This window comes from Paraperlucidibaca wandonensis (genome assembly GCF_042677145.1).
Lineage (GTDB): Bacteria > Pseudomonadota > Gammaproteobacteria > Pseudomonadales > Moraxellaceae > Perlucidibaca > Perlucidibaca wandonensis.
In genome coordinates, this window is record NZ_JBHTIT010000002.1 from 87,637 (window position 1) to 104,326 (window position 16,690).

Below are 16,690 nucleotides of genomic sequence, written 5' to 3' on the forward strand. Positions count from 1 at the left end.
TTGAGGATTGTTTATGCGAGTCGTGTCGTTGTTTTCACGAAAAGGCGGAGTAGGTCGCACGGTATTCGCGGTTAATCTTGCTGCCATTTTGTCTGAACAGGGTCTCAAGGTCGCTGTCTTAGAGCTTGATCCGCAAAATACTGTCTCGCAACACTTCGATGGCTTTAATGAGCAAACAATAGGCTGGGCACACACACTGCTAGATGCTAGCGAGCCTTCTGCAATTACCAATAAAAGCTATTGGTCGCCACGTGAAAACCTGCGTGTTTTCCCCTTTGGCAAAATCACCGCAGCGCAGCGTAAAGCCATTGAGCATCATTTGGACGAGCAGCCAAACTGGCTAGAGCAGGCGCTGCAGTCGCCTGTTTTTGATGGCGTCGATGTTTTATTTATCGATACCCCGAGTGGCTTTAATGCCTACAGCGATCACGCAGAGCGCGTGGCGACATCGGCATTATCGATTTGGTTATGCGATGCCGCCTCGCAAAAAGCATTTACGGGCAGCGATGTTCGAGTGCTGCCAAGCGGCTGTCAGCATCGTCATATCCTCAACCAAATCAATGCCAGTAAAAGCTCGCGGCGCGAGCTGCTTAAAAGCTGGCGCGAACTCGTTGGTGAAGAGCTGTTGCCTTTGCCAATACATCAAGACGAATTGGTTTCTGATGCTCTGCTTGAGGGCACAACGGTGGTTTGGTTTGCCAGTTTCAGTCAGGCAGCGCATGACTTATTAGGCTTAGCAAACTGGATGCGTAGTGAGTGGCTCAACGATGCGTGAGCAAGATAGCGCTGTGGCGCCGCGCTGGGTTGATCACTGGAGAAATCTGCCAAACCTAAAGTGGTGGTGGCTATTTGTCCTGCCTGCAGATCAGCGCAAAGCCATCCCTATTCTTGATAGTTTAGCGCTACGACTTCGCGCGTGGGTAGCGTCGCAGCTAGGTGTTGAGCAGCCAGCGCCGATGCATTTATGGCTATGGCGCGTATTCGTGCTGCCACAGGCTTATCAATACCAAAACACGAAATCTCTGCTGCAGTTTATGGCGCGAGGTATAGGCCACCTTAAGCGACTCTGCCAACAGCTCTGGGCACCCATGCAATCGTGGCTAGATGCTCGCGTTGATCGCGCAGCTTTGGGTAAGCGTCTCGATGGCCTAGCGCTAACGCTGCCAACAATGACGCTGAGTTTGCGGCTGTTAATTGCCTTCGTTTGCTTGCCGTTACTCGGCCTAATTGTCAGCACACCTCTGCAACCTCTAGATCAAGCTTTGTTCGCCATCTTAATGATCGGTCTGGCTATGTTTGCGCGACAGATGCCGGGTAAAACGGCGCGCGTGTTTCTGCTCACCTTGTCTTTAGTGGCCACGCTGCGCTACCTCTGGTGGCGAGTGACTGCGACCATGCCCGTGGGCGAGCCCGTCGATTTATTTTTCGCGCTTATCTTGTTTGCTGCCGAGCTGTACGCGGTCACTATTTTACTTCTGGGCTACTTCCAAACGGCTTGGCCATTGAATCGTGAGGAAGCGCCGCTGCCGGCCGATCGCAGCGAATGGCCGAGTGTTGATATTTATATCCCTACCTATAACGAACCCTTGAAAGTGCTGCGCCCCACTGTGCTGGCGGCCTTGGGCCTGGATTGGCCGGCGGATAAATTATCGATATGGGTATTGGATGATGGTCGCCGTGACAATATTCGACGCTTCTGCGAAGAGGCCGGCGTTAACTACCTGATACGGCCCAATAACTTCCATGCCAAGGCCGGCAATTTAAACCACGCCCTGCAATACAGTACGGGCGACTACATCGCTATTTTTGATTGCGACCATATTCCTACGCGGCCATTTTTACGCTCAACCATGGGCTGGTTTTTGAAAGACCCGAAGTGTGCCGTAGTGCAAACGCCGCACCATTTTTTCTCGCCTGACCCCTTTCGCCGCAACCTCGGCATGAAAGACGGCGAGCCGGCGGAAGACATGCTGTTTCATGGTTTGCTGCAGGATGGTAATGACTTTTGGAATGCGACTTTTTTCTGCGGTTCGTGCGCAGTCATTAAGCGTGGGCCGTTGCTTGAGGTCGGTGGTATCGCGGTAGAAACGGTAACCGAAGATGCGCATACGGCATTGAAGCTGCATCGCCTAGGCTATAACACAGCATTTATCAATAAGCCTCAGGCTGCGGGCTTGGCGACGGAAAGTATTGCTGGTCATGTCGGCCAGCGCATTCGTTGGGCGCGCGGCATGATTCAAATTTTCCGCACCGATAACCCCTTGCGTGGCCCCGGCCTGACATGGGCGCAGCGGCTTTGCTATACCAGCTCCATGCTGCACTTTTTATATGGCATCCCGCGCCTTATTTTTCTGCTCGCACCGATGGCCTATCTATTCTTTGGCCTGCATTTGATTGCCACATCGGCCGCCGCCATCTTGGCTTATATTTTGCCTCAGCTCATACATGCCAACTTGGCCAACTCGCGTGCGCAGGGGCAGCATCGGCACTCATTTTGGTCTGAGGTCTATGAGACGGTGCTGGCGTGGTATATCGCGGTGCCAACAACAATGGCATTGATTAACCCCAAGCTTGGCAAGTTCAACGTTACCTCGAAAGGTAGCTTGGTCGATTCGAGCTTTTATGACTGGGGTATCGCCAAGCCTTATTTGCTACTGATTGTGATTAACGTTGCCGGCTTATTTTTTGGTATTGCACGCATACTTTCGCCAGAAAACGGCGAGATCGGCACGGTGCTGCTAAACGTGTTTTGGGTACTCTACAACTTAGTCGTGCTCGGCGTTGCCATGGGTGCTTCTCGCGAAAGCATGCAGCTACGTGTGTCGCCACGGGTCAATGGCGAGATGTCGATAGTGCTCTATCGCATTGGTGATCAGGCCATTCGAGCGAAGTCTTTAGACTATTCAATGACAGGCCTTGGTGTGATCTTGCCTGATGGCATTGAGCTAAATGACGGCGAACATATTCGAGTACTTCTACCTTCTGACGAAGATGAGATGGCCTTTAATGCACAGGTCATGTGGCGCGCTGGCCGCCGTGTTGGTCTGCGTTTTGAAAACCTAACATTGCGCGATGAGGCGAATTTGGTGCGTTGTACATTTGCCCGTCCTGGTGCGTGGTATGCCTCACCAGTAGTGGGTGATAATGCTTGGCAAAGTCTCACACGCATTAATAAATTGTGCTGGCACGCGTACGGCCAGCTGTTTCAATTGATTCCTGCATTTTGGCGCTCGCGCCGAGTGCGCCATATAACTTCTGCTGTGGAGCGCCCATGAACCTTACGCGCCTCGTTTCATCAACAACGTCCATGACTGCTTTGCTGGCGGTCCTGCTTTGCGCCACCGGCGTGCAGGCAGCATCTGTGGCAGATGCTTCTGAGCAAGAGGCCCAAGCTGAGCAGGGCTTCACTCCTACTGCCCGCAGCTACGCAAGAAGCTTTAGCGAGATGGGCGCGGGCAGTTACGAGCTCATCGGCCTCAATAATAATGCTTACTTGAATGTGGGTGTGCGCGCCGACGAAGTGGTCGAGTCGGCCACTTTAGAGCTCAATATGAGCTACTCGCCAGCCATGCTCGAAGGCTTGTCGCACTTCAAGGTTTATCTAAACAATGAAGTGGTTGGGATTATTCCTCTGCCAAAACAAACATCGCCCGAGCCGGTTGTGCAGCGACTGAATATCGATCCTCGCTATTTCAGCGACTTTAACCAGCTGCGTTTATCTTTGGTCGGGCATTACACCTTGGGCTGCGAAGACCCTGCACACACTAGTTTATGGGCCAATATCAGCAAGGATAGCCGTTTATTGTTGAAGGTCTCTCCGGTGACATTACCGAATGACTTGGCTTTATTGCCGGCGCCATTTTTTGATAAACGCGATAATAGGCGCCTGAACCTGCCATTTGTTTTTAGTGCCCAACCTAGCACTGACACTCTTGCGGCTGCGGGCATTGCAGCGTCGTGGTTTGGTCAGTCTGCCGATTATCGCAGCGCGCGCTTCCCGGCAACGATCAATAGTTTGCCTGCTGGCCATGCGGTGATTTTTGCTAAAAATGGTGACCGTATTCGTGGCTTAAATTTGCCATCGGTATCTGGGCCGACGATTGATATTATTTCAGCGTACAAGCGCCCAGCAGTGAAGTACTTAGTTATTCGCGGCCGCGATGGTGGTGATTTGCGCAAGGCCGCTCAAGCGCTGGCTTTGGGTAATGTTTTGATGAGTGGCTCGCAGGCACAGATTCGCTCCGTCGATTTAGGTAAGGCACGCCTAGCCAATGACGCGCCTAATTGGGTGCGGACAACCAGCCCGATTCGCTTTGCTGAGTTGATTAAAGAGCCTTACGAGCTGCAGCGTAGTTATGCCAATCGCGACCCGATTCGCCTCAATCTACGTCTGCCACCAGATCTCTTTACCTGGCGCGTGCGCGGCATCGATATCGACTTGCGCTATCGCTACACACCGCCTATTAGTCACGATAATTCGCTCTTGGGTGTCTATCTTAATAACCAGCTAGTGACGGCATATCCATTGCTGCCTGGGCAGCAAACGGATGCTAAGCAATTGAACTTGCCCGTGCTTGATGAAGCCAGCATCCAAGCCAAGAAAGTGCTGTCGGCACCGCCATTTTATGTTGGTGTGCGCAACGAATTACAACTGCGCTATCAGCCCGAAGTGTCGAAGAAAAATCTCTGTAGTTCGCCGATCAGCGATAGCTTTGTAGCAGCGATCGATCCAGATTCCACCATCGACTTTTCACGCTATCCGCACTATATCGCCATGCCTAATTTAAGCGTGTTTGCACAGGCCGGCTTCCCTTTCACGCGCTATGCTGATTTGGCACAAACCGCTGTCGTGCTATCGGATAAGCCTAGTGCTGGCGACATTACCGCCATGCTCAATAGTGTGGCTAAATTTAGCGCCACTACTGGTTTTCCTGGCGTGCGCTTGAGCGTGGCAACGGTCTCAACGGTCGATAAAGTCGCCGATAAAGACTTGCTGATTATTGGCAGCCCAGCGGCGATTGAAATACGCACGCAGTGGATCCCTGGTTTGCCGTCTTATATGACTCGTGTCATGCGCGTGCTCAGAAGCTCGCAGGCGCAGACAGATGCCGAGTCGAGTTGGCTAACAGCGCAGGGCGACCCGATTGCTCGTCGCGACATTACCGTGATGCTCTCTGCTAATGGCGAACATAGTGCGCTGACCAGTTATCAATCGCCAAAAAGTCCAGGTCATACGTTAGTGGCGCTACATGCGACTAGCAATGACAGCCTGCAAAAGCTCTTCGATGCCATGGACAGAAATGAGCTCGCCGAGCGTATGCAGGGCGATGTGGCCTTGGTTAATGGCGAGCAGGTCGATAGCTTCCGTACCCAGAAGATTTATCACGTTGGCCATTTGCCAGTCATGACGCGGATGTGGCTGGTGTTCTCGGGGCAGCCAATTTTGCTCGCAATCGCCTCCATCGTTTTAGGTTTGTTTGTTGCCATGCTGATGTTCTTTGGCTTGAACTATCTCGCCAAACGCCGATTAGTGAAGTGAGCGCCTGATGTGGCGCGTACTTCTACTTTCGCTGATGGCCGCGCTTAGCGCCTGCGCCGGCTCGCCACCAAGCACGGTGCCGAGCGCGGCTGGCAGCGCCATCGCCGCCAGTGATGTCTGCACCATTCATCCAGCGTGGACTGGCTTTGTACGTGACTTTATCAGCAGCGATGGCAGAGTGATTGATGCCAGCGTGCCGGAGCAAATCACTACATCTGAAGGCCAAAGCTACGCGCTTTTTTTTGCACTAGTGAATCGCGATCAGGCGCGTTTCGACCAGCTTCTGCAATGGACAGAAAACAACCTCGCTGCTGGCGACTTGCGTACACATTTGCCTGCGTGGTCATGGGGCAAGGCCGATGATGGCCAATGGCGTGTGCTAGATCGCAACGCTGCCAGTGACTCCGATGTGTGGATTGCCTACAGCTTATTAGCCGCAGCCGAATTGTGGCCAAACACACGCTATCGTGAGGTCGGCCTAGCCTTGGCTAAACGCATTATTGAAGCTGAAACCGTAGTGTTGCCGCGCTATGGCCGAGTTTTGCTGCCTGGGCCGACTGGGTTTCATCCGACTGAAGATACATGGCGCTTAAACCCAAGCTACTGGCCGATCAGCGTGCTGCGCGGCTTGGCTGTGTGGACGGAAGATGCAGTCTGGCAGGAGCTAGTGCAAAGCAGCGAAAAGCTCTTGCGCGAGAGTGCGCCGAAAGCCATTTCGCCAGACTGGTTTGTGCTTAATATTGCTACCGGCAGCATTAGCTGGCCCGACAGAGATGGCGATAGCGCCTACAACGCCATCCGCGTGTATCTGTGGCTGGGCATGATGCCGTTTGACGACCCTTTGAGCGCCAGTTTACGCAGCCATTTTGCGCCATGGGCTACTCGCGCAATGAAGCAGGGTTTCATCTCAGATCGCGTACAGACTCAAAGCGCAAAAGTAATTTCGGACCATCACCCCATCGGTTTTGCACAAGCGGCTTTGCCCTATTTGCAGGCGCAAGCTGAGCTTAGCGACAAGGCCGGTTTAGCTGCCATAAGCGCGCGCGCCGAACAGCCTCGCGAAGGCTATTACACCGAAGTGTTGTCGCTCTTTAGCGTGCTATGGCGTGACCAACGTTTTCAATTTCAGCGAGATGGCCGCGTGCAGATCTCATCGGAGTGTTTGTGATGCGCCTACGATCTTTGGCACTTGCCATTGCGACTAGTTCTGCCAGTGTCTTGGCTCTGGCAGCCCCGATCGACACGCAATTGGCTTCGGTGCAGTTATGGCTGGATAAAAACCGTCCCGACTTAGCTGAGCTTGCGCTTGATAAAGCACTGCTCATTGCGCCGACAAATGCTCAGGCGTTATTGCTGCGCGTTCAGCTTGCTTACAGTGCTGACCAGCCTAACCAAGCTAATGCCGCGATTGCGACCTTAGTAAAAGCACATCCAAACTCTTCAGCGTTAGCTCAAGCTCAAGCCTATCGCCGCCTAAGCAGTGGCGATGGCCGCGACTTTGCCACAGCGGAAATTATGGCGCGCACAGGTCGCGGTGAAGCTGCCGTGGTCATGGCTAGGCGTGTCTTTCCGAAAGGCCCGCCAGGCGGCGACTTATCGCTGCGTTACTACCGTTTGCTAGCGAGCGTGCCCGCTTACTGGGCGACTGCCACCGATGGCTTAGCGCAGCTAGTTCGAGACAATCCTGGTCAGCAGCGCTATCGAGAAGCCTTAAATGACATGCTGTCTAGTCCAGAAGGTGAGCGCCGTGCCGAGGCGGCCGCCGAACTAAAGCGGCGCAATGACCCCTTTGTTATTGCGCGTGAGACGGCGCTGCGTGATTTGCAAAATGACCAAACAGGTAGAGCTGAGAAGGCGTTACTGGCCTTGCAGAAGCAGCGTGGCAATGACGCAGCTACTTTAGCCGGCCTTGGTCGCATTCGTATGCGGGAAGGCAGGCATGCCGAGGCGGTAGAACTTTTTTCACAAGCTCTGAAGGCTAATAACCCAGATCTTCGTAGTGAGCTGCAAAGCCTCAAACGCACAGCCACATTTTGGGCTAGCTTGGCGAGCGCGAGAAAGACGCGTGACACGATATCCCTCGATGAGGCTTTAAAGGCTACTTCGAAGGCTTTGGCATTGCAGCCGCATCAGGCCGATGCCTTAAATTTGCGTGCCCAGCTTTTGGCGGAGCAAGGTAATAAAGCTGGCGCTGAGGCTGCATGGAAAGAGGCGCTACGCTTCACGCCAGGCCATGAAGGCAGCTTAAGTAATTATCTGAGTTGGCTGGCACAAGAAGGACGTGTGGCTGAGGCCAGAGCGTTATTGGTTGAGGCCGGTGATAGGCCAGAGCTGCGTGAAACATTGGCGCGAGTGAAAGCAGGCCAGCTTCGTGATGAGGCAGATGCACTGGTTGAGAAAGGTGATTTTGCTGCAGCAGAAAAACGCTTACGTTTAGCTCAGCATGAAGCCCCCAATGACCCGTGGCTTGCTTTTGATTTAGCGAAAGTATTGCAGCGTCAGCAGCGTGGCGATGAAGGTGATGCCGTCATGGCACCATTTGCGAACTTGAACGATGGCTCTAGTGCCTATGCTTATGCGCTGTTTGCTAGCTCACAAGATCGTTTTGATGACGCCGAAGCAGCGCTCGCTGCTGTACCGGAGTCTGAGCTCAACGAGTCCATCGTGCGTTATGCCGATGAGCTGCGCCTGCGTCGCCAGCTGCAAATATTGGCAGATGCGAAAAGCCTGAGTGAGCGTCAAGCAGCTTTTGTACAGGCAGAGCGATTAAGCCAAGACGATCCAGATGCCAGCGCCCAAGTGGCCAAAATACTTATCCAGCGCCCTGATGCAAAACTGCCTAACGGCGTGGAGTGGATGCGTGAGCGTCAAGCAAACGCTGATCCGCAGGCTAGCAACATCGACTGGCAGTTTGCACTCGCCGACGTGCTAATTGCCGGCAACGATCCAGCTGGAGCAACGGTCACACTTGCCCCTTACACAAAGTCGCGTCAAAGCTTAACGAACGCACAAAATAGCCGACTCGGTGGCTTACAAGTCGACTCGTTTTTAGGTCGTGGCGAAATGGCCGAGGCCGCGGGCGATCATGCTCAGGCTTTCCAATGGTTTGCTCAAGCAAGCGAGTTTGAGGGCAAACCGGTCGGCAATCCCAATGCCTTAAGCGTAGAGGTTGAGTTTGCCAAAACCGCGACCGAGCGCGCACTCACACGCAACCAAAAACGCCTTGATGGCTATGTTCACACCGGGCTCATCTATCGTGAAAAATCTGGTGCCGACGGTATTTCCACCACGCGAGTGACAGAAATTCCCACGGAAATTTACTGGCCTATTGGTTATCGCGGCCACTTCATTGGCCATATCGATCAGGTCAGCATTGATGCCGGCACTTTGCCGACAAATTTACGTGATCAAGCGCAATTCGGCCAAGTCTTAGCTAAGTCCCCCACGGGCATCACGCCAGTCAGCCAATCGGCCGATGGCATAGCGCTTGGCGTCGGCTTTGAGACAGATAATTACCGCTTTGACTTAGGCACTACGCCGCTAGGCTTTGCCGTAACTTCATGGGTTGGCGGTCTGCGCTATAGCGATGCCGATGCCACGCATTATAAAAGTATGGAGCTGTTTCGCCGGCCTGTGCAAAGCAGCCTGCTGTCTTATGCCGGCACGCGCGATCCGGCGTCTGGACGTGTGTGGGGCGGGGTGGTGCGCACTGGTGCAAGCTTCCGCTTTAGCAATAGTGTCAATGGCCGCACGCGAGCGATTGGTGGTCGCGCAGCAGTCCTCACAGGCACATCGGTGGCGACCAACGAAGAGTTGCGCTTATCGGTGTCACAGAGTCATGACGTGATCGATCGTCGTGATACTCAAGTCAATGCCGGCTTAGGTTTGACCTACTGGCATTTCACTAAAGATCTGAGTGAGTTTAGCTTTGGTCATGGCGGCTATTACAGCCCGCAGCAATACCTTAGCTTAGATTTTCCTGTGCGTTGGACGGGGCGTTGGAAGGACTATGCTTATCTGCTCGAGCCTAGTGTTGGTTTGAGTTGGGCGACATCGAAAGACAGCCCCTACCACCCAACCGATGCGGCTTTGCAGGCTCTAGCGGTGGCTAATGCGAGTGCGAATCCCATTTTGCCTAACCCGATTTATGCTGGTGGCGGCGGCGGTGTCAGCATGAGTTACAGCTTGCAAGGTGCATTGGAAAAGCGCGTGGCACCGAACTGGTTTATTGGCACAGGCTTTCGCATCGATCGTGCGGAGTTCTACTCGCCCAATGTGCTGCAGCTGTATTTGCGCTACGAAATAAAACCTAAGCGCGGCTTGGTTGAGTATCCGCCACGCTTGCTGAGAACTTACGCAGACTTCTAGATCCTAGAGCAAGGCAGTTCAGCTAGCGGCGCTTATTGGTAGCGATAGTTCGCCCAAGCGCCGCCCTGATAGTGCAGATAATAATCATCGCTATAGCGCACCACGGTCACAGCTTCATTGCCGGACACATAAGGCGTGCTGGTGATGCTGGCGGCGAGCGTGGCTGCCGTCACACTATTATTGCGATATGGGTCTTGCGCGATGGCATCGCGCATTAAGCCTGCAAGGTCGATATAGCTGGTGGGCTGATCAATCGTGATGGGGCTGGGCTGTTTAGCTAGGCCAACAAAGCGCACAGCAGCAGGCACCAATGTGATGGCCGGACTTGGGTTCTCACGCATAAAGGGAATCTGCATGCGGTCGCCACGAGAGCCAGCACCATGCTCAGGGATAAACACCAGCATAGTTGGTCGCTGCTGAGTTTCTAGCGTGGTGATGAGTCGGTCCAAGTCAGACAATAAGCGCTTCACGCGCGTGCCATATTGGCTAGCAGAGCCATTCGATGAGCTAGTGCCTGGCGGGTGGTTGCCATCATGCAAACTAGTGGTGTTGTAGTAGAGCGCGACTGGCGCGTTAGCATCATGCGGGTGGCGTGTTAGCCAGCCATTGAGCACTTCGTAGTCATCTTTAATGATAGAGCCATCAAAGCCTAGCCAAGCGGTGCTGGCGGGCGAGTTCGCATCTGGCGCAACATTTAAGCCGCCATACTGCTGAATTTCCTGCAGCATATTGCCGAAAACACCATCGTGATTAAGCAGCATGTGTTTGCGGAAGCCGGCTTGTTCAAACTGATTGAACAAATAGCAGTTGGCTGCCGCTGGCTCATATAAAGACTTGTGCGAGGTTTGGCCGCAGGCCGAGCGCAGCAGGCGAATTGCAGCAGGTCCACTGTATGAGGTGGCGGTATTGAAGCGCTTAAGCAAGATGTCCGTGCGCTGCAGAAGTGGTGCTTGCGCTTGCTCAGTCATCAGCAAGTCATCCCACGCTAATGAGCAAATCTGCACGATTAAAATGTCAAACGCTGGTGTCGCCTCTGGGCGCGCAAAGCTTACTTGGCGTTTGGCTTGCTCTGCATAGAAGCGCGTTAGTGCGGCATCAATATTGGCGTCTTTTGGTTCGCCAGTGGCGCCAGCCGGGGCGATGCTGGCTTGCTCAGCCCTTGCTGCCACTAAGGCCGTATTTTGAGGCGCACGCACGATAGTTTGCTGATTTTGCCACATGCTATAGAGCGGAATGGCTGGCCAAATAGCGAGTAAGACAAAGGTCGTTAAGCGAAGTTTGCGAGCAAATATATAGGCAATAAAAAACAGGCCAAGGCCATAAAGCAAGACACTCGGGTTGATGAATCGCCCCAAGAGCTCGATGGCATAGCTAAGGCTAAATTGTTCAAGATTTTGCTGCTGCGCTAATAGCCGAGAAAAAGGCGGAAGGCGGGTGTCGTAATAGAGCAGGGCGATTGCCGCAGGGATGGCAACGAGTAATCGTGCGATGCGCCAGATTTTACGGCGCAATGGCAGTATGACTGCGAAAGCTAGTGCAAGATTAAGTAGGACATTGAAGTCAATATAGTCTGCGTAGAACAGGCCTAATTTTGCGATGAAATAGCCATTCCACAAACCCATGAATCGTCCTCAGCCTAGGCGGCGAAGCAAACGAGTAAGCCGTTGGCTGAGCTCGTTGGGCTGGAAGGGTTTGGCGAGAAAGTCGTCAGCACCAGCTTCTACTACTCGGTCAATATCGGCCTGAGCTGTTTTACCTGTTAGTACAAGCACAGGGAGCTTTGCTGTGCTTGGGTTAGCACGCAGCGACTTAAGCACTTCAAAGCCATTTAGGTAGGGCAGTAAAATATCTAAAATGACGATATCGGCAGAGCCGGTTTCAAGCATCTGTTTGCCAGCCTCGCCATCCGGCGCCCACACTAACTCATGACCTAAGCGCTCAACCATCAGGCGAACTAAGCCTGCAATGAGCTCATCATCTTCGATTAGTAATATGGTGCGACGGGACATGCTGAATCCTTGCTATGCGTATTTGACAGAGCGAATCATATCCAACAAGTGTAGCACTTGCACTAGTGCAAGGTTCGGTGCAGGCAAGTTACAAAATGTACATTAATGGTTGCGTGCTAATGCCTCACGCGCTAAATCGACTAACGCATCACGCCAAATAGATTCTTCGAGCGTGTTTAATGCAGCAATCGCAGCATCGGACTCGGCCTTGGCACGCGCCAGGCTGTAGTCGAGTGCGCCGCAATCTTGCACAAGTTGGATGATTTCTTGCAGATGCTCTAAGCCACCGCTGCGAATCGCCTCGCGAACCATATTGGCTTCAGCGGGAGCGGCAATTTTCATGGCCTGAATCAGCGGCAGAGTAGGTTTGCCTTCGGCGAGATCATCACCAACGTTTTTGCCCATGACTTTTGCCGAGCTAGTGTAGTCGAGCACGTCATCGATGATTTGGAAGGCGGCACCTAGATGGCGGGCGTAAGTAGCCATAGCCTCACGATGTACAGGGTTCGATAGTGCTGCGGCGCATTCGGCTGCAGCTTCAAACATCTTCGCGGTTTTGCCGTGAATGACTTCGAGGTAGCGCTCTTCGGTGGTGTCAGGATCGTGCTGATTTATTAGCTGTAGCACTTCGCCTTCGGCAATGACGCAGGTGCTATCGCTCATGATGTCGAAAACATCTTGGCTTTTCAGACTGGCGATCATTTGGAAGGCGCGCGCTACGAGATAGTCACCGACCAGCACAGCTGTTGAGTTGCCCCAATGCGCATTGACGGTAGCGCGGCCGCGACGCAGGCCAGACTCATCGACAACGTCGTCGTGCAACAAGGTGGCGGTGTGCAGCATTTCAATAACGCCGGCCATTACTACATGAGCATTGCCATCACGATAACCGCAGGCGCGCGCAGCAAGTAGCGTCACTAATGGCCGTAAGCGCTTGCCGCCGCTTTGCACAATATAGCGGCCCACTTCGCTGACCAAAGGCACGCGCGATTTCAGTTGCTCATGAATGCAGGCGTCGACGGAGGCAAAATCGTCGCGGACCAAATGTAAGATAGCGTTGAAATCCATGGTGCAATTTTATGTGGGCGCAATAAGGATGCGAATCCTACCAGTCGCGGCGCGGCGCGGCCATAAGCTAAGGATCTAAATTATTATCGCAGCGTTATAAGGGCAACGGTGGCTTGCACTTACGCAGGGTTTTCACTAAGATTGCGCGCCTTGCGAAATTCTCGAATGCGGGTGCTCATTCCCTAGAGCAAAACGGCGGCCTTAACCGGTTCGCGACCTGTTTCGATTGACTGGTGGGAGCCAAGCAAATGTACGCAGTTATTAAAAGCGGTGGTAAACAACACCGTGTGATTGAAGGCGAACGCCTGAAAGTAGAATTACTTAATGTTGAGCCAGGTCAGACCATTACGTTCGATGACGTTCTGATGGTTGTGGATGGCGACAGCATTCAAATCGGTACACCTATCGTTGCCGGTGCTAAAGTTACAGCAGAAGTGCTGGACCACGGTCGCCATGATAAGATCCGTATCGTTAAATTCCGTCGTCGTAAGCATTACCGTCGTCAAGCCGGTCATCGCCAGTACTACACCGAATTGAAAATTACAGGTATCAGCGTTTAATCGCTGATCTGCAGGAGATACAGACATGGCACATAAAAAAGCCGGTGGTTCCACTCGTAACGGTCGCGACTCAGAAGCCAAACGATTAGGCGTTAAAGTCTACGGCGGCCAACAAATCCAAGCAGGCGGCATTATCATCCGTCAGCGCGGCACACAGTTCTGGGCTGGCGAAAACGTCGGCATGGGCCGTGACCATACCTTGTTCGCGAAAGCGCACGGCGTGGTAAAGTTTGTTACTAAAGGCGAATTCAACCGCAAATACGTGGTTGTCGTAGCTAACGCCTAAGGGCGTACGCGTTGCAAGAGCCCCGCCTACGCGGGGCTTTTTTGTTTTCGGAGAGATGTCATGCGGTTCGTCGATGAGGCAGTGATCAAGATAGCGGCAGGTGATGGCGGCAACGGCTGCATGAGCTTCCGTCGTGAGAAGTTCATCCCCTTCGGCGGCCCCGATGGCGGTGATGGCGGCCACGGTGGCTCAGTTTGGGCCGAGGCCGATGTCGGCGTTAACACGCTGGTGGACTATCGTTACACGCGTTCATTTCGTGCCGAGCGCGGTGTAAATGGCCGTGGTGCTAACTGCACCGGCCGTAGCGGTAGCGACATCACGCTGAAAGTGCCGGTGGGCACCACGGTGCTTAACGAAGTTACCGGTGAGGTTTTCGGCGATTTAACCGAGGGCGGTCAGCGTGTTTTGCTGGCTCGTGGTGGTCAGGGCGGCTTAGGCAACATCAACTATAAAAGCTCAACCAACCGCTCACCTCGCAAAACCACCGATGGCGCTGTAGGCGAAATTCATGAGCTGCGTTTAGAGCTTAAAGTCTTAGCTGATGTCGGTTTGTTAGGTCTGCCTAATGCTGGCAAATCAACTTTCATTCGCGCCGTATCTGCAGCCAAGCCAAAAGTCGCTGACTATCCATTCACCACGTTGGTGCCCAACCTTGGTGTGGTCGATGTCGATCGCCATCGCTCCTTTGTTATGGCCGATATTCCTGGCCTTATCGAAGGTGCATCCGATGGTGCGGGCCTTGGCATTCGCTTTCTCAAGCATTTGGCGCGCACGCGCTTCTTGCTGCATATCGTGGACATCGCACCTTACGACGAAACCGATCCTGTGCATGGCGTGAATGTTATTGCCGCTGAGCTAGCTAAGTTTTCACCAACGCTGGCGTCACTGCCACGCTGGTTGATTTTGAATAAAATCGATTTGCTACCTTCAGCTGAAGAAGTCGATGAGCGTTGCAATGACATCGTTGCGCGCTTGAATTGGGATGGCCCCATCTTCCGCACATCAGGCCTAACTCGCGATGGTGCCATGGCGGTATGTTATCGCTTGATGGATGCAATCGAAGAGCAGCGTGCAGCAGAAGATGCTGACCCAGCATTGGCTGAAGCCGAGCAAGAGAAGCGTGAGCGTCTGGTACAGGAAGGCCGTGATCGTATTCGCGAGCTGGAAGTGCGCCGTTCGGCTGAGCGTCGTGCCATTCGCCTAGGCATTGATCCTAGCGAGCTCGATGGCGACGAAGATGATGATTGGGATGAAGACGCGGAAGATGCGCCCGAGATCATTTATCGACCTTGAGGCGATATCGACAAGGCCGCACAATGACGGCAGCATCACTGCCTATTACTAATGACCGCTGGTAAATCGTCCATGTCTCATGCCGACAGCACATCTATAAACGCTGGCTCTACAACCGTAAGTAGCCAGCGTCATCGCCTGCAGCGCGCCAAGCGCTGGGTAGTCAAAATTGGTTCAGCGTTACTGACCGATAATGGCCAGGGCCTAGACCAAGCGGCTATGGCTGCTTGGGTTGAGCAGATGGTGGCCCTAAAGGCCCAAGGCATTGAGCTGATTTTGGTGTCTTCAGGCGCGGTTGCGGAAGGTATGGTGCGCATGGGTTTGCGCGCTCGCCCCGATAGCGTGCCTGAGCTGCAAGCCTGTGCCGCCATCGGCCAAATGGGCTTGGTGCAAGCTTACGAGACGCATTTTCGTCAGCATCAAGTACGCACAGCGCAAGTTCTGCTGACTCACGACGATCTCTCCGATCGCAAACGCTATTTAAACGCCCGCAGCACATTGCGCACCTTAATGAACTGGGGCGTGATTGCGGTCATCAATGAAAATGACACGGTAGCCACCGACGAAATTCGTTTCGGCGATAACGACACTTTGGCAGCGCTGGTGGCTAACTTAGTCGAAGCCGATGCACTCATCATTTTGACCGATCAAGATGGCATGTTTGATCGCGACCCGCGCCATGACCCAACGGCAGTACTTTTGCCTGAAGTGCAGGCAACGGATGCGCGCTTGCTGAAAATGGCTGGCGGCGGCGGTGCACTTGGTCGTGGCGGCATGATCACCAAGGTGCGTGCGGCTCGCCTAGCGGCGCGTTCAGGTTGCGCCACGGTGATTGCCAGTGGTCGCGGTGAAAACATCCTACAGCGCCTCAAGCAGGGTGATGTCTTGGGCACTTTATTGCTGCCTGAGCAAGATCGCTTGGCTGCACGCAAGCAGTGGCTGGCAGGGCATCTACAAGTGGCGGGGCAAGTTCAGCTCGATGCCGGAGCGGTGGCAGCGTTACGCCAAGGCCATCGCAGCTTATTGCCAGTCGGTGTCACGGCAGTGAGCGGTAATTTTCAGCGCGGTGAGGTGATTGCCTGCGTGGATGAGTCGGGCGAGCAAATCGCCCTTGGCTTAGTGAATTATTGCGCTGATGAAGCACGCCGTATTGCCGGCCAAGCATCTGAGCGCATTGAGGCGATTTTGGGCTATGTCGATGCGCCAGAATTAATTCATCGCGACAATATGGTGCTGATCTAAACGGCCTTGTGCCGCGTTACATAGCGGCAACTGGAGTCGCAGTAAAACTTGACGCAGATCAAATCAAGCATTGAGCAATTACGCTCTAATGAATCCATCGAAAACAAGGTGGAGATACGATCATGTGGATGGACTTACTGGGTACTTGGAGTGGCTTTCTGTCGGTTGCAGTGATTTTGATCTGCGCTATTGGCATCCCCGGCGCTGTAGCGATCGCTTTGATGCGCCAAGTGAAAGGCCAGATTGAAATTGCTCATGAGCCTGCTGGAAAAGCGAAAGCTAGGCACTCCGCATGGCATGATCAACGCTACGCAAATTAATCAGT

General features: G+C 53.5%; 13 protein-coding genes. 10 read left to right on the forward strand and 3 right to left on the reverse strand.

All coding sequences use genetic code 11. The annotated features are described in order from the left end of the window. Positions 1-13: 13 nt before the first annotated feature. Genes ACFQ0F_RS11515 through ACFQ0F_RS11535 form a run of 5 tightly spaced genes read left to right on the forward strand, consistent with a single transcriptional unit; the run spans position 14 to position 9,907 of the window. Positions 14-775: a cellulose synthase operon protein YhjQ/BcsQ gene (locus ACFQ0F_RS11515; RefSeq protein WP_379072374.1), complete on the forward strand. Its 762-nt coding sequence runs from the start codon at positions 14-16 to the stop codon at positions 773-775. Next, complete coding sequence (bcsA, locus tag ACFQ0F_RS11520; protein ID WP_379072377.1) at positions 768-3,275, forward strand: UDP-forming cellulose synthase catalytic subunit; 2,508 nt, start codon at positions 768-770, stop codon at positions 3,273-3,275. The genes ACFQ0F_RS11515 and bcsA overlap by 8 nt, the downstream gene beginning before the upstream one ends. Then, positions 3,272-5,539: a cellulose biosynthesis cyclic di-GMP-binding regulatory protein BcsB gene (bcsB, locus tag ACFQ0F_RS11525; RefSeq protein WP_379072380.1), complete on the forward strand. Its 2,268-nt coding sequence runs from the start codon at positions 3,272-3,274 to the stop codon at positions 5,537-5,539. The genes bcsA and bcsB overlap by 4 nt, the downstream gene beginning before the upstream one ends. Before the next feature lie 7 nt (positions 5,540-5,546). Beyond that, on the forward strand, positions 5,547-6,707 hold the full coding sequence (gene bcsZ, locus ACFQ0F_RS11530) for a cellulose synthase complex periplasmic endoglucanase BcsZ (protein ID WP_379072383.1): 1,161 nt from the start codon (positions 5,547-5,549) through the stop codon (positions 6,705-6,707). Further along, positions 6,707-9,907, forward strand: a complete 3,201-nt coding sequence (locus ACFQ0F_RS11535; RefSeq protein ID WP_379072386.1) for a cellulose synthase subunit BcsC-related outer membrane protein — start codon at positions 6,707-6,709, stop codon at positions 9,905-9,907. The genes bcsZ and ACFQ0F_RS11535 overlap by 1 nt, the downstream gene beginning before the upstream one ends. A gap of 32 nt (positions 9,908-9,939) precedes the next feature. On the opposite strand, the gene bcsG is transcribed toward ACFQ0F_RS11535, so the two are convergent. The 3 genes from bcsG to ACFQ0F_RS11550 all read right to left on the reverse strand — a co-directional run bounded on the left by bcsG (position 9,940) and on the right by ACFQ0F_RS11550 (position 12,984). After that, entirely contained in the window at positions 9,940-11,529 is a 1,590-nt protein-coding gene (bcsG, locus tag ACFQ0F_RS11540; protein ID WP_379072389.1) for a cellulose biosynthesis protein BcsG, read from the reverse strand. 9 nt (positions 11,530-11,538) lie between these two features. After that, positions 11,539-11,916, reverse strand: coding sequence for a response regulator transcription factor (locus ACFQ0F_RS11545; RefSeq protein WP_340675118.1), 378 nt, complete (start codon positions 11,914-11,916; stop codon positions 11,539-11,541). 102 nt (positions 11,917-12,018) lie between these two features. Continuing rightward, the gene (locus ACFQ0F_RS11550; RefSeq protein WP_379072393.1) at positions 12,019-12,984 is read right to left on the reverse strand and encodes a polyprenyl synthetase family protein; all 966 of its coding nucleotides are present in this window, start codon (positions 12,982-12,984) and stop codon (positions 12,019-12,021) included. Between the two features lie 248 nt (positions 12,985-13,232). On the opposite strand from ACFQ0F_RS11550, the gene rplU reads away from it, so the two are divergent. The 5 genes from rplU (at position 13,233) to ACFQ0F_RS11575 (ending at position 16,685) form a co-directional block, all read left to right on the forward strand. Then, entirely contained in the window at positions 13,233-13,544 is a 312-nt protein-coding gene (gene rplU, locus ACFQ0F_RS11555; RefSeq protein WP_340675116.1) for a 50S ribosomal protein L21, read from the forward strand. Positions 13,545-13,569: 25 nt separating this feature from the next. Beyond that, complete coding sequence (rpmA, locus tag ACFQ0F_RS11560) at positions 13,570-13,830, forward strand: 50S ribosomal protein L27 (protein WP_340675115.1); 261 nt, start codon at positions 13,570-13,572, stop codon at positions 13,828-13,830. A 60-nt stretch (positions 13,831-13,890) separates the two neighbouring features. Beyond that, positions 13,891-15,123: an Obg family GTPase CgtA gene (gene cgtA / locus ACFQ0F_RS11565; RefSeq protein ID WP_340675114.1), complete on the forward strand. Its 1,233-nt coding sequence runs from the start codon at positions 13,891-13,893 to the stop codon at positions 15,121-15,123. Positions 15,124-15,195: 72 nt separating this feature from the next. Beyond that, positions 15,196-16,365 carry a glutamate 5-kinase gene (proB, locus tag ACFQ0F_RS11570; RefSeq protein WP_340675113.1) on the forward strand — a complete coding sequence of 390 codons (1,170 nt, stop codon included), beginning with the start codon at positions 15,196-15,198 and terminating at the stop codon, positions 16,363-16,365. A 122-nt stretch (positions 16,366-16,487) separates the two neighbouring features. Continuing rightward, positions 16,488-16,685, forward strand: a complete 198-nt coding sequence (locus ACFQ0F_RS11575; protein ID WP_340675112.1) for a DUF3149 domain-containing protein — start codon at positions 16,488-16,490, stop codon at positions 16,683-16,685. Positions 16,686-16,690: the final 5 nt, after the last annotated feature.